The sequence below is a fragment of the Roseisalinus antarcticus genome (assembly GCF_900172355.1).
GTDB classification, from domain to species: Bacteria; Pseudomonadota; Alphaproteobacteria; order Rhodobacterales; family Rhodobacteraceae; genus Oceanicola; species Oceanicola antarcticus_A.
In genome coordinates, this window is record NZ_FWFZ01000007.1 from 16,297 (window position 1) to 29,031 (window position 12,735).

General features: G+C 65.6%; 14 protein-coding genes and 1 tRNA gene. 7 read left to right on the plus strand and 8 right to left on the minus strand.

Annotated elements, in window-relative coordinates; all coding sequences use genetic code 11:
* Window positions 1–8: 8 nt before the first annotated feature.
* The 4 genes from ROA7023_RS08350 to ROA7023_RS08365 form a co-directional block, all read right to left on the minus strand.
* Entirely contained in the window at window positions 9–1,028 is a 1,020-nt protein-coding gene (locus tag ROA7023_RS08350) for an NAD-dependent epimerase/dehydratase family protein (protein WP_085878568.1), read from the minus strand.
* Window positions 1,029–1,130: 102 nt separating this feature from the next.
* On the minus strand, window positions 1,131–2,120 hold the full coding sequence (locus ROA7023_RS08355) for a cyclodeaminase (RefSeq protein WP_085878569.1): 990 nt from the start codon (window positions 2,118–2,120) through the stop codon (window positions 1,131–1,133).
* Entirely contained in the window at window positions 2,110–3,111 is a 1,002-nt protein-coding gene (gene eutB, locus ROA7023_RS08360; RefSeq protein WP_085878570.1) for a hydroxyectoine utilization dehydratase EutB, read from the minus strand. Before eutB ends, ROA7023_RS08355 begins: the two co-directional genes overlap by 11 nt.
* 86 nt (window positions 3,112–3,197) lie before the next feature.
* Window positions 3,198–4,223, minus strand: coding sequence for a LacI family DNA-binding transcriptional regulator (locus ROA7023_RS08365; RefSeq protein ID WP_085878571.1), 1,026 nt, complete (start codon window positions 4,221–4,223; stop codon window positions 3,198–3,200).
* Between the two features lie 119 nt (window positions 4,224–4,342).
* On the opposite strand from ROA7023_RS08365, the gene ROA7023_RS08370 reads away from it, so the two are divergent.
* The 3 genes from ROA7023_RS08370 (at window position 4,343) to ROA7023_RS08375 (ending at window position 6,061) form a co-directional block, all read left to right on the plus strand.
* Window positions 4,343–4,419, plus strand: a tRNA-Arg gene (locus tag ROA7023_RS08370).
* A 222-nt stretch (window positions 4,420–4,641) separates the two neighbouring features.
* Window positions 4,642–5,160: a hypothetical protein gene (locus ROA7023_RS23745; RefSeq protein ID WP_143535490.1), complete on the plus strand. Its 519-nt coding sequence runs from the start codon at window positions 4,642–4,644 to the stop codon at window positions 5,158–5,160.
* Between the two features lie 547 nt (window positions 5,161–5,707).
* Window positions 5,708–6,061, plus strand: coding sequence for a hypothetical protein (locus tag ROA7023_RS08375; protein ID WP_159458468.1), 354 nt, complete (start codon window positions 5,708–5,710; stop codon window positions 6,059–6,061).
* A gap of 27 nt (window positions 6,062–6,088) precedes the next feature.
* Here ROA7023_RS08375 and ROA7023_RS08380 read toward each other — a convergent pair whose 3' ends face one another.
* Both ROA7023_RS08380 and ROA7023_RS08385 read right to left on the minus strand, forming a co-directional pair.
* A complete protein-coding gene (locus tag ROA7023_RS08380) occupies window positions 6,089–6,793 on the minus strand; it encodes a winged helix-turn-helix domain-containing protein (RefSeq protein WP_085878573.1) in 705 nt (234 codons plus the stop codon).
* Window positions 6,765–7,046 (minus strand): hypothetical protein, encoded by a 282-nt coding sequence (locus ROA7023_RS08385; protein WP_085878574.1) that lies wholly within the window; start codon window positions 7,044–7,046, stop codon window positions 6,765–6,767. Before ROA7023_RS08385 ends, ROA7023_RS08380 begins: the two co-directional genes overlap by 29 nt.
* Before the next feature lie 162 nt (window positions 7,047–7,208).
* Between ROA7023_RS08385 and ROA7023_RS08390 the strand changes: the two genes are divergently transcribed.
* The 3 genes from ROA7023_RS08390 (at window position 7,209) to ROA7023_RS08400 (ending at window position 9,752) form a co-directional block, all read left to right on the plus strand.
* On the plus strand, window positions 7,209–7,796 hold the full coding sequence (locus ROA7023_RS08390; protein ID WP_085878575.1) for a hypothetical protein: 588 nt from the start codon (window positions 7,209–7,211) through the stop codon (window positions 7,794–7,796).
* A gap of 124 nt (window positions 7,797–7,920) precedes the next feature.
* Window positions 7,921–8,559, plus strand: a complete 639-nt coding sequence (rnhB, locus tag ROA7023_RS08395) for a ribonuclease HII (protein ID WP_085878576.1) — start codon at window positions 7,921–7,923, stop codon at window positions 8,557–8,559.
* 86 nt (window positions 8,560–8,645) lie between these two features.
* Window positions 8,646–9,752, plus strand: coding sequence for a site-specific DNA-methyltransferase (locus tag ROA7023_RS08400; protein WP_234992100.1), 1,107 nt, complete (start codon window positions 8,646–8,648; stop codon window positions 9,750–9,752).
* Window positions 9,753–9,898: 146 nt separating this feature from the next.
* Here ROA7023_RS08400 and ROA7023_RS08405 read toward each other — a convergent pair whose 3' ends face one another.
* A complete protein-coding gene (locus ROA7023_RS08405) occupies window positions 9,899–11,032 on the minus strand; it encodes an alkane 1-monooxygenase (protein WP_085878577.1) in 1,134 nt (377 codons plus the stop codon).
* Between the two features lie 57 nt (window positions 11,033–11,089).
* Window positions 11,090–12,148: an A/G-specific adenine glycosylase gene (gene mutY / locus ROA7023_RS08410; protein WP_085878578.1), complete on the minus strand. Its 1,059-nt coding sequence runs from the start codon at window positions 12,146–12,148 to the stop codon at window positions 11,090–11,092.
* A 67-nt stretch (window positions 12,149–12,215) separates the two neighbouring features.
* On the opposite strand from mutY, the gene ROA7023_RS08415 reads away from it, so the two are divergent.
* Window positions 12,216–12,728: a DUF721 domain-containing protein gene (locus tag ROA7023_RS08415; protein ID WP_085878579.1), complete on the plus strand. Its 513-nt coding sequence runs from the start codon at window positions 12,216–12,218 to the stop codon at window positions 12,726–12,728.
* Window positions 12,729–12,735: the final 7 nt, after the last annotated feature.

Below are 12,735 nucleotides of genomic sequence, written 5' to 3' on the forward strand. Positions count from 1 at the left end.
GCGCCGGGTCAGGCCTGGTAATACTCCCGATACCACTCGACGAACCGCGCCACGCCCTCGCGGACCGGAGTTTTCGGCGAATAGCCGGTCAGCGCCTGCAACTGGGTGGAATCCGCCCATGTCGCGGGGACGTCGCCGGTCTGCATCTCCATCATGTTGCGGATCGCGCGGGTTCCAGTCGCGGCCTCGATCGCGTCGACGAAGTCGAGAAGGCAGACGCTCTCTCCGTTTCCTATGTTGACAACGCGCCAAGGAGCGGCATCTGAAAGTGTGTCATTTTGCACATCCTCTAAATCTGCGCGTGCGTCGACGCGCGGTGGCGCCGCCTCAATCAGCAGGGAAATCCCGCGCACCAGATCGTCGACATAGGTAAAGTCGCGCCACATGTCACCGTGGTTGTAGATGTCGATGGGCGTGCCTTCGAGGATGCCCTTGGTGAATTTGAACAGCGCCATGTCGGGTCGCCCCCAGGGCCCGTAGACCGTGAAGAAGCGGAACATCGTCACAGGCAGGCCGTGCAAGTGCGCCCAGGCATGGCCCATCGCCTCGTTCGCCTTCTTGGTGGCGGCATAGATCGTCAGAGGGGAATCCGCCTTGTGCGTCTCGGCATAGGGCATCTCGGTGTTGGCACCGTAGACCGAAGAGGTCGAGGCCATCAGCAGGTGATCGACCTTGTGCCGGCGCGCGGCCTCCATGACGGTGAAGGTGCCCATGACATTGGCCTCGAGATAGGCACGGGGCGCCTCCAGCGAATAGCGCACGCCCGCCTGCGCCGCGAGATGCACGATCACGTCCGGCTCGAACGCATCGGCCGCGCGGTCGAAGGCCCCGGTATCCTCGAGCCGCGCCTCGGTCGCGGTAAACCCCTCGTTCTGAAGCAGGATCTGGTGGCGGCGCTGTTTCAGCGTGACGTCGTAATAATCGGTCATGCCGTCATATCCGGCGACCTGCCAACCCTCGGACAGCAGCAGCCGTGCAAGGTGAAAGCCGATGAAGCCGGCCGTTCCGGTGACAAGCGCACGGCGCATCAGATGTCCTTTCAGATCGAGGGTCGATGCCGCGGGTCTACTGTCCATCCCGGCGCTGGGCAATCATGGTCTGGGGGAACGGTGAAACGGGATGGGTGGCGGTCAGGCGCTGATCGTGGTGCCGCCCCTGGTCTGACGCATGGCGGCGAGGGCGCGGGTGGCGATGGCGGTGTCCTGCGCACCCGTGCCCGTCAGGTCGCAGACGGTGACCGCATCCGCGCTCTGCCGTCCGGCGGCCTGGCCGGTGACGATCTGGCCAAGCTCGGGCGGATCGCCGGTCATCAGCCCGGCCGCGCGTGCGCCGCGAAGCTCTCCCATGACCGCGCATTGGCTGACCCTGTCCGCGACGTAGAGGTCGGCGGCGGCCAGCGCCTCGGGCGCGACCTCGGTCTTGCCCTGCTGGTCGGAGCCCATCGCCGTGATGTGCACCCCGGGGTGCAGCCACTCGGCCCGGATCAGGGGCTGTTCCGACGGCGTGGTCGTCACCACCAACTGCGACTGCGCCATGAGCGTTGGGATATCCTCGGCAACGTCGGCCGTCGCGCCCGTCGCGGCGGCGATGTCCCGGGCGCAGGCGGCGGCCCGCTCCGGATCCCGGCCCCAGACCAGGACCCGCTCGAAGGGGCGCACGAGATGGGCGGCCTGCATCTGCAACCTGGCCTGTGCGCCCGTCCCCAGGACCCCGGCGGTCCGCACGTCCCGAGGTGCAAGGTGCCGGGCCGCAACGGCCCCGGCGGCGGCCGTCCGCAGGTCGGTGAGATAGCCGTTGTCCAGAAACACCGCCTGCGCCACACCCGTGCGGGCCGAGAACAGCAACATCAGCCCGTTCAGGCTGGGCAGGCCGAGCCCCGGATTGTCGAAGAAACCGGGGCTGACCTTGATCGCAAAGCCCTCGAAGCCCGGCAGATAGGCCGTCTTGACGTCCACCTCGCCGTTCACGGCCGGCAGCGCCATCGACAGCACCGGGGGCATGACCACCCCGTCGCCGGCGAGCGCCGCGAAGGCGCTTTCGACACAGTCGATGGCGGCGAGGTCCAGCGGCAGCGCGGCGCGAAGCTCCGCCTCGGTCGCGATCAGGATGTCAGCGGGCATAGGCGCGCCCCTCGACGACATAACCATCGAGATCGACGCTTTGCCCGGTCACCACCCGGGTGAACAGCGCCATGTCGCAATTGCGCCCGGTGATGACAGCGGCCGTCGGCCCGGTGAGGGTCAGCTTGCCGGCGAGCAGCGCGGCGATGCCCACGACACAGGCCCCTTCGGCGACGATACGGTCCTCCCAGTAAAGGATTTGCATCGCGCGATAGATCTCTTCCTCGGAGACCAGGATCGTCTGGTCGAGCAGATCGCGGCAGAGCGCCAGCGAAAACCGGTTGTCCGCCCCGATGCCGCCGCCGAGACTGTCGGCGAGGCTTTGCACCTCGTCGACCTCGACCGGATGTCCGGCGCGGATCGAGCGATACATCGCGGGGCCGCGATCCATCGAGATGCCGACCACGCGGATGTCGGGCCGGATCGCCTTGGCCGCCAGCGCAATGCCGCCCGCGAGGCCGCCGCCCGACAGCGGCACCAGCAACGTCGTGAGGTCCGGCCGGGCCTCCAGCATCTCGAGCCCGATGGTGCCTTGTCCGGCGATGACATGGGCGTCATCGAAGGGCGAGATCTCGGCCAGCCCCTCTCGGGCGACCAGCCGGTCGACCTCGGCCTGGGCGTCGTCCTGGCTCTGGCCGACGATGCGCACCTCGGCGCCCAGGGCGCGGATGCCGTCGATCTTGGCCTGCGGCACCAGGTTCGACATGCAGATCACGGCCCGGATGCCCCGCTCTCGGGCCGCGAAGGCGACGCCGCGCCCGTGGTTGCCGGTGGAGCAACATGTGACGCCGGCGCTGCCCCCGGGCAGGCGCGAGACAGCATTCAGCGCCCCGCGCAGCTTGAACGCGCCGATCGGCTGCATGTTCTCGAGCTTGAGCAGGAACGGCTGCCCCGAGACCTCTGACAGGTAGGGCGACGGGACCAGCGGCGTGCCGGTCGCGACCGGCGCGATCGCCGCCCTGGCCGCGAAGATGTCAGCGAGTGTCAGCATGTGCGCTCTCCTGCCTGTGCTGGTTCAAAGCCCAACCTAACGCGAAGTGCGCGACGCTTCATCCCCGCCCCGGACGGCGCAGGGCGTCAGCCGCGCAAGAGCGTGTCACCAAGGCTGAGCGTGGGTTGCAGCTCCTCGACCACGGGATCGGTGGGGGCGTCTTCCTCCTGCCGCGCGAGGATGATCCGCGCGGCGCGCTGACCGATCTCGCGGCGGCAGGCATCCATCGTTGCGAGCCGTCGCGGCAGACCTTCGAGCAGCTCGACCCCGTTGAACCCTGCGAGACCGATCTGTCCGGGCACGGCGATCCCCTTGTCGAGCAGGTAAAGCAAGCCGCCTGCCCCAATCATGTCGTTGGAATAATACATGAAATCTATGTCTGGGGTCCGCGCTAGCAGTTGCGCCGTCATCTCGCGACCCTTGGCGAGGGCGGAGCCGCCGGAGTAGAACTCCCGGTCGGCGATCTCGAGCCCGGCCTTGCCGAGCGTGCTGGTGAAGCCCTCGAAACGCTTCCGCGCCCGGTGGTCCAGAGGCATCTTGCTGCCGAGAAACCCGATACGCCTGTAGCCGGCCTTGAGGATCTCGTCGGCCATCTGGCGCCCGGCGCGGCGGTGCGAGATGCCGACACAGCTGTCGATCGGCTCTCCGTCGGTGTCCATGATCTCGACCACGGGACAGCCGGCCTGGGCCAGCATCGCCTGCGAAGCCTCGGAATGTTCCAGTCCCGCGATGATCACGCCGGACGGTCGCCAGGACAGCATCTCGAAAAGGACCTTTTCCTCCTTCTCCGGCGTGTAGTCGGTGACCCCGACAACCGGTTGCAGGGGGGAGCCCTCGAAGGCTTCGGACACGCCCGACAACACTTCGGGGAAGACCATGTTCTTGAGCGAGGGAATCACCACGGCCACGAGGTTCACCCGGTTGGAGGCAAGCGCACCGGCGATCTTGTTGGGCACATAGCCCAGCCGTTTGGCCGCCTCCTGAACCTTGGCACGGGTCTTCTCGCTCACGTCACCCTTGTTGCGCAGAACGCGGCTGACGGTCATCTCGCTCACACCCGACGCCTCGGAGACATCACGAAGCGTTAGCGGGCGGCGGGGGGGTCTTGTCACGGTGATTGCTTTCTGAACGGTGCCTCGGCAACTTTGTTACCCGCCCGGCGCGGGGATGTCCAAGCTGCAACGCCTCCCGCGTTGACCAAAGATCGAAACCCGGGCAATGAAGGGTCGACGGCCCCGTGGCTCAACTGGATAGAGCAGCCCCCTCCTAAGGGGCAGGTTGCAGGTTCGAATCCTGCCGGGGTCACCAGCTTCCCTTTGAGATCGAGCGCGGAGCGGTCACGATCCCGACCGTGGGCGTGTCGCCGTTGACCGGAGAAGGATCTAGAATTGAAACGGTTTGAGTCGGGAGAGAAATGGCCGTGCGAAACCAGATTGAAGGCGCTCGGCGCACCACTGAAGAAAATTGAGATTGCCGAAGATATAGATCGGATTCTCCCAACCTTGGAAAATTGCGTCCAAGAATTTCGGCATGGCCTCGATTTGGAGATTTCATCAAACAATTGGCGCCGCCAATAATTATCAGAGGACCCCTTCGGCAATCAGAAACGAGAATATTCCTCTGAGTTGCAGACGTTTCTGGTCTGGACCGGGGCGGGAACCCAAACCTTTGTTCTCTCCCTCAAGGCCTTTGCAGAAAAAATCGGTGCTATCGGGCAGGGCTCAGGAGATCAGGGAATTTATCGACTTTGAGAAAATAGAGGAATCCAACAATATTTTTCGTTTGGCGTTCCCTGACCTTGATCAAATGAGAAACGCCACCTTTCACCCAAAGATTGGGGCCAAAGAGCTCGAAAAACATGCGTTCGGAGGTCTTGTTGAAGCAGGCTTGGCCATTGTCAATGGTGCCCTCTTGGCCGGCCACAACGGGTTCGTGGTTCAGGCAGCTTTTAGACGGAGGTTGTGCGAAATAGCAATTGGCTCAACCAGCGAAACTTTCCTAATCATGAGTGCAAAACTCTTCTTCGGGGCTTTCCAAAGTGATGCTTGATATTCGCGTGTCTCGATGGGCCCAACCCTCGTAGGCCACGACCTTCGGCATGCACTTTCCAACGAGCCAATCTGGCTGCCATCTTGCTACGGTCGTGCGCGATGCCATCCTGGCAGCCCAAATATCCAGGCAATCGGGTGCACTACGCTCCCGGACATCGCCAAGGGCGTCCGTTCAGGGCCAGGCGTGAGATCCCGTTCTCCCGAGTGACAGGCAGCGGCCCGTCGGAGCGCTCGGATCAGGCCATTGTCCCGAAGGTCCAAACTTGCCCGACCCGGGTGAGGACAAGCTTCGCTCGGGGAGAGGTTTCCTCCACATACTGTGTGCGCTACTGCATCGAGGGGACGCGGCGGAGCATTGTGGCGTCGGTCTTGCCCTCGGCCAAGGTGCAAGCTGCACAGTCAGGTCCCGCCGGGGTCACCAGCGCTCCGATCGTCCCGACACCCCGCCGCCGCACAGGCGTTAACGAAGTCTTAATTTCTTCGGCGACGTCCGTCGCCCGAACCGGTAGTTTGCACGAGGTTTATTCAATTTTGAGAGGTGTAGCGTGACTTCAGAGCGACAGGCGGCATTGGACGACATGATCGAATTCGCGATGGAGGAACTGCTGTCCGGTGTGCCGGAGCGGCAACGGACCCTTGTCCGGCGTCTCGCCGAGAAATGGGCCGAGGAGCCGGCGTTGGCGCTGGCCTTTGCCTTGACCTCCGCTACCGAGGGGATCGAGGACACGTTCGGCAGCGCCGCCAAGATCGACCCTGTCGTGCCGCTGGGATACCGGCTGGCCGCGCTGGTCTCTGCCGATATCTTTGCGGTGCAATCCATGGGGCAGCATCCGGCTCTGGCCGAGGATCTGCTGCACTTCTGGCGCCGGGTCGACCCGCGCTTTCCCCGACTGATCTGACCGGGCCCCGGCCCGCCGCCCGGGCCGTCAGACCATCCGGATCACACCCTTGTCGATGGCCAGCATGTAGCCGCGCCTTGCGATGTTCTTGACCAGTAGCTCCGACATCATCTGGTTCCCGAGGGAATCCCGCAGGCGCTTTATCCGGGTGGCGCCCGCCGCCTCGTCGCAATCGACCGCGTTGCGGCCGGAAATTACCCCCTCGATCTCGGCGCCGGTCAGAACCTCGTCGTCCAGCCGCGCCTCGGCGAGGACGCTGAGCGTCTCGATCGCGGCGGCCGTCAGCTTGAACTCGAAGTTGTTCAGGTAGACTAGGTTCTGTTCCCGGGCGATCATCAGGGAATTGACCTCGATCCCTTTCTGTTCGATCCGGCCCATGCGCCTGTTCAGCACCACCAGCATGACAAGGAACGCGACCGCGGCCACCAGAAGGGCCGTGGCAAAGACAAGCAGCACGAAGATCACGAACCGGTAGCTGGTGAGCGTTTCCGAGAAAGCCGTGCCCGATTGCGCAAGGATCTCCAACAGCTTGATTTCGGCCTGCGAGGTCAGGTCGGAATTCTCGACGAACAGCCGCTCGACCCGCGCGTTGAAGGCATTGGCGTCGGGCAGGTTGAGGAACAGCAAGACGGCCGCGGCCCCGAGAATGAGAACGATCGCCCCGAGGCCGGCCGCGACCGTCCGGGTGCCGGTCTGTCTCGCATCAATAGCGGAGGTAGTTGTCTCCCGCATCGTTTCTCCTCGACTCGGCTGCCGCCCGGTCGAATGTGCCGAGCACTTCCAGCAGCTGCCAGCCCCCGGAGGACAGACGTCCTTCGAGTTCCTGCTCTGCTGTGGCAACACTACACGACCCGTCGATCTCTGCCACACCGTAGTGGAGCCTGAGCGGGTCGTCCTGCTTGGCCTTGTAATCGGCATAGCACTCGGCCTGAGCCGCGGTGCCCAGGGCCATCAGGAGTGCGAGGGGGAGGATGCTGTATCTCATGCCCTGACACTGCGCGAGACGCGCTTGCTATTCAATATCCGCCGCTGGATTGGCGCCGCTAACCGATAGCGGTCGGCTGTTATTGTCTGCTTTACCCGCATCCCCCCATGTCTTTCGGCATAGCGCCCGACCTGCTCTCGGGCTCAACCGAAAGGAAACGCGATGTTCAGGAAACTCACCGCCTATGCTCTCGCCGGGCTGCTGGCCACCACCGCTGCCCTGCCGACGGGGGCCTTTGCCGACACCAAGTCCGACGACACCCGGGACAACCAGATCGGGGCGCTGCTCTTCGGGCTGACGGCGCTGGCCGTCATCTCTCACGTGGCCCGCAACAATGACGACGACGACGACGATGATGACGACGACCGCGACCACGAGGCACGAACGACCCACCCGCAGCCCCCCGCGCCGCACCAGCCGCAGGCTGGCCGGCCGGACCATCGGCCGGGCCAGGGGTATTCGAACCGGGACGGCCGGCCCGGCAATCAAGGCCGGCACCAGGGCGGCAACCGCCCGGATCAGGCGGATGTCCGGGCGCTGCCGGGCGAGTGCCTGCGGACGATCCAGACCCGCCACAACGGCGACCTGCGCATGTTCATCCGCCATTGCATGAGCCGCACCTACCCGGCCGCCCACAACCTGCCGCAAAGCTGCTTTGTCACGGTTCGCGAGCGTGACGGCGATTACCGCTACGGCTGGATCCCGCGCTGCCTGCGGAGCGAGGGCTACTACATCGCCGGTCGCCGCTAGGCACCGGTCGAGCAGTGGGCGCGGCATCTCCCCAGTCGCCGCGTCCGCGAAAGGGGCGGGAGGATGACATGGCCTTCCGCCCCAATCTGCTTGCGGTCCCGATCCGGGCCGGGGCAGATGGGGCATGGCACGATCTGCTTTCTCTCCCGATTTCTCGTTTGAAGAGGCTGCACGGCTGCGCGGTGCCCTCCGGATTGCCGGCGTCGACGAGGTCGGGCGCGGCCCGCTGGCCGGGCCTGTCACCGCCGCCGCCGTGATCCTGGATCCGGCGCGGATCCCGACGGGGCTGGCCGACAGCAAGACGCTCTCCGCCGCCGAGCGCGAGCGTCTTGCCGCAGAGCTTCATGCCAATGCCGCGGTCGCCGTCGCCCATGCCAGTGTCGAGGAGATCGACGCGCTCAACATCCTGCGGGCCTCGCATCTCGCCATGGTCCGTGCGCTGACCGCCCTGGCCGCGGATTTTGCCATCGTTGACGGGCCTTATCTGCCGCGTGAGATGCCATGCGAGGGCACCGCCGTGGTCAAGGGGGACGGGCGAAGCCTGTCGGTCGCGGCGGCCTCAATTGTGGCCAAAGTTGGGCGCGATGCGATCATGGTGGATTTGGCGCAACAGCATCCCGGCTACGGATGGGAGACGAACGCGGGCTATCCCACGAAGCGTCACATTTCGGCACTCCAGAATCTTGGTGTGACCCCTCACCATAGATGCAGTTTCAAGCCCGTCCACAATATCTTGTATCAAGGGAAATCCATAACACCTTGATTCATTAAAGTTTTTGACAGCGAATCGTCGCTGACTCATCTTGGTGCCAACCAAGAGCGGAACACCCGCCGGGGACGAGGCAGACGATGATGACGAAGACGATCAAGAGCGCCCCGGTGCTCCCTCTCAACACGATTCTCGGCGGCGATTGCATCGCGGCCATGAAAAGCTTGCCGGACCAGAGCATCGACCTGATCTTTGCCGATCCGCCATACAACCTTCAGTTGAAAGGCGACCTGCATCGCCCGGACAATTCCCGGGTGGATGCGGTCGACGATGCCTGGGATCAATTCTCGGGGTTCGAGGCCTATGACCACTTCACCCGGCAATGGCTGGCCGAGGCCCGTCGCCTGCTGAAGCCAAACGGCGCGATCTGGGTCATCGGCTCCTATCACAACGTTTTCCGGCTGGGCGCCGAGTTGCAGAACCAGGGCTACTGGATCCTCAACGACGTGGTGTGGCGCAAGTCGAACCCGATGCCGAACTTCCGCGGCAAGCGCCTGACCAACGCGCATGAGACGCTGATCTGGGCCTCGCGGTCGGAGGCGGCGAAATACACGTTCAACTACGAGGCGCTGAAATCCCTCAACGAGGGGATCCAGATGCGCTCCGACTGGGTGCTGCCGATCTGCACCGGGCACGAGCGGCTGAAGGACGAAGCCGGCGACAAGGCCCACCCGACGCAAAAGCCCGAATCACTGCTGCACCGCGTGTTGCTGGGGACGACGAACCCGGGCGACGTTGTGCTCGATCCCTTCTTCGGCACCGGTACGACGGGGGCGGTGGCCAAGATGCTGGGCCGGGATTTCATCGGCATCGAACGGGAAGCGGCCTATCGCGAGGTCGCGGAGAAGCGGCTTGCGAAGGTGCGGAGATACGACCGCGATGCGCTGATGGTCTCGACCTCCAAGCGGGCGGAGCCGCGCGTGCCCTTCGGCCAGCTGGTGGAGCGCGGGATGCTGCGGCCAGGCGAGGTGCTGACCTCGCTGAACGGGCAGAAGACCGCCAAGGTCCGGGCTGACGGGACCCTCGTGGCCGACGACGTGCGCGGCTCCATCCATCAGGTCGGGGCGCATCTGGAAGGGGCGCCGTCCTGCAATGGCTGGACCTACTGGTGCTTCCGCCGCGACGGCAAATCGGTGCCCATCGACCTCTTGCGGCAGCAGATCCGGGCAGAGATGCGCGACGGCTGACCGCCCCCTGAACACCGAGATTCCCGAGACCGCCGGTGCCTGCGGCCAAAGCCGCCAGATGGCACTACCTTGCCCCCGTGTGTCGCGATGACACCGGGGGCTTTTTTCTCTCCTGCGCTTTTCCGTTCCGCGCTTTTCCGACCGGCCTAGCGCGGCATCGGCAGCGTACCGGTCTTGTAGGGCTGCCAGTCGGTGATCTCGGGGTAATAGGCCCGGCGCCAGGCCCTGACCTTCGGGTTCATCACCCGGCGCCACAGCGGCGGCACCATCGCGAGGGCCGTCATCATCGGATAACCGTAGGGAAGCTGCGGCGCGTCTGCCTCGGAATAGGTCTGGAGCAGCGGAAAGCGGCGGCTGGGCTTGTAGTGGTGGTCGGAATGGCGCTGGAGGTTGATCAGCAGCCAGTTCGATGCCCGGTGCGAGGCGTTCCACGAATGCCGGGGCAGCACGTGTTCATACCGGCCCTCGCCCAGATGCTTGCGGGTCAGCCCGTAGTGCTCGACGTAATTCGTAAGCTCCAGCGCCCAGACAGCCGTGCCCGCCTGGATCAGGAAGAGGCCCACGCCCTGCCACCCGCCGATCAGCGCGGCCAGCAGCACCATACCGGCCTCCAGTGTCCAGTAGCGCCAGAACGGGTTCGAGCGGTGCCACCACGGCAGCCCCTTGCGCGCAAGCATCGCCTGTTCGGCGCGGAAGGCCGAGACAAGGCATTGCCAGAGGACGCGGGGATAATAGCGGTGGAACCCCTCGTTGTAGCGGGCGGTCACCGGGTCGCGCGGGGTGCCGACATAGCGGTGATGGACCAGCAGATGCTCGGACCGGAAATGGGAATAAAGCACCATCGCCAGAAGCAGATCGCCCAGCGAGCGTTCCACCCGGTTGCGTTGATGCAGCAACTCGTGGGCGTAGACGATGCCGACCGTGCCGGTCACCACGCCGACGCCGAAGAAGTTCACCACTTTTTCCAGCGTCGACAGATGCTCTGCCTGCACCGTGTAGGCCATGGTGCCGAACAGCAGCGCCGCCTGTACCGGGGCCCAGATCAGCACGATCAGCTTGTACCAGAGGAGCGAGTCCTCGCCGGTCTGCGGATCCACGTTTTCCTCGTTCCGACCGGCGAAGGCGTCGATGATCGAGAACATGTTCCAGGTGCAGAGCGGCGCCAGCAGGACGGTCCAGCCGCCCTGCACCGCGCCGACGACAGGCAGCGGGACCAGCGCCAGGGACAGCCAGAAGGGCAATGCGTTCGACAGACGCGCTGCTTGGGAAGACGAGATCATGGGATCGACCTAACCGCTCTTGTTTTGCCACAAGGTTAACCGCGCTCGGGCCGGCGCTCAATCGGACAGAAGCGCACTGCTGGCAATGTCGTAGACCTTGCGCATCACCGTCGGCAGATCGGCGGGGCGAAAGCTCTCTTTCGCAACGAACATGCCCTCGCCCGGGGGCGTGTCGGCGGGCACCTCGGCCACCTCGACCCGCAGGCGGAGGTGGAAATGGGTGAAGGTGTGGCGGGCCTCGGCCCCCGCGTCGCGCCAGCCGGCATCAAGCGGCGGGGCCGGGGTGGGGGCCTCGCCCCAGTCGCTGCCCGGCCAGCCGAGCATCCCGCCCAGCAGCCCCTTGTCGGGCCGACGCTGCAGCAGCCAGGCGCCGTCGGCGCGGCGGGCCACATAGGCGATGCCCAGCCGGATCGGCTTGGCCGCCTTGGGCAACTTGCGGGGCAGGGTGTCGGCGATCCCCGCGGCCCGGGCCGCGCAGGGATCGCGCCAGGGGCAGATGCCGCAGGCGGGCCGGCGCGGGGTGCAGATCGTGGCGCCCAGGTCCATGACGGCCTGCGCATGGTCGCCGGGGCGGGTCTGCGGCGTCAGAGCGGCGGCGCACTCGGTCAATTCGGACTTGGCGGCGGGCAGCGGCGACTTTATCGCGTGGAGCCGGGCCATGACCCGCTCCACATTGCCGTCGACGACGGTCGCGGGTCGGTCGAAGGCGATCGCCGCGATCGCCCCCGCGGTATAGGGCCCGATCCCCGGCAGACGGCGGAGCCCGTCGACCGTGTCAGGAAAGACGCCGCCAAGGTCGCTTGCGACGACCCGGGCGCATTTCAGAAGGTTGCGGGCCCGGGCGTAATAGCCAAGCCCGGCCCAGGCGGCCATCACGTCCCCGTCCTCGGCGGCGGCGAGGGCCTCGACGCTCGGCCAACGCTCTGTGAACAGGCGGAAATACTCGCGCACGGCCGCGACGGTGGTCTGTTGCAGCATGATTTCGGACAGCCACACGCGATATGGGTCGGCGCGGATACCGGCGGCGCGATCCGCGGGGCCGACCCGCCACGGCAGGGTCCGGCCGTGGGTATCATACCAGGCCAGAAGGGCGTTGCTCAGCTCCGCGTCACGCATTCTTTATTCCCTGTCCCATTCTCGCTCTGGCCCCGGCCACCGGCTATACACTAGGGTGATCGCAGCAATGACCCAGCCCCGTCGCCCCAGCACCACGCGCGGCTTTGCCCGTGCCTCCGGCCTGATGCAATCGCGCATCCGCGCGGCCACGCAATCGCGCGGCTTCGCTGAATCGCGCCTGCTGACCCATTGGGCCGAGATCGTCGGTCCCGAGATCGCCGCGATCTGCCGCCCGGTGGAGGTGACTTACGGCCGTCAGGGCATGGGTGCGACCCTGTGCCTGCTGACCACCGGGGCGCAGGCCCCGATGCTCGAGATGCAGAAGGGCGAGATCACGACGCGGGTCAACGCCTGCTACGGCTACCGAGCGATCAACCGCATCCGCATCACCCAGACCGCCCCCATCGGGTTCGCGGAAGGACAGGCCGCGTTCGGCCACGCGCCCAAGGCGCAGCCGTCGGCCCCCGACCCGAAGGTCACCGAAACAGCACGCGATGTCGCGCGTGACGTGGCCAGCGACGATCTGCGCCTTGCACTCGAGGCGCTGGGGACCAATGTCCTGTCCAGACGCAAACGCTGACCTTTCC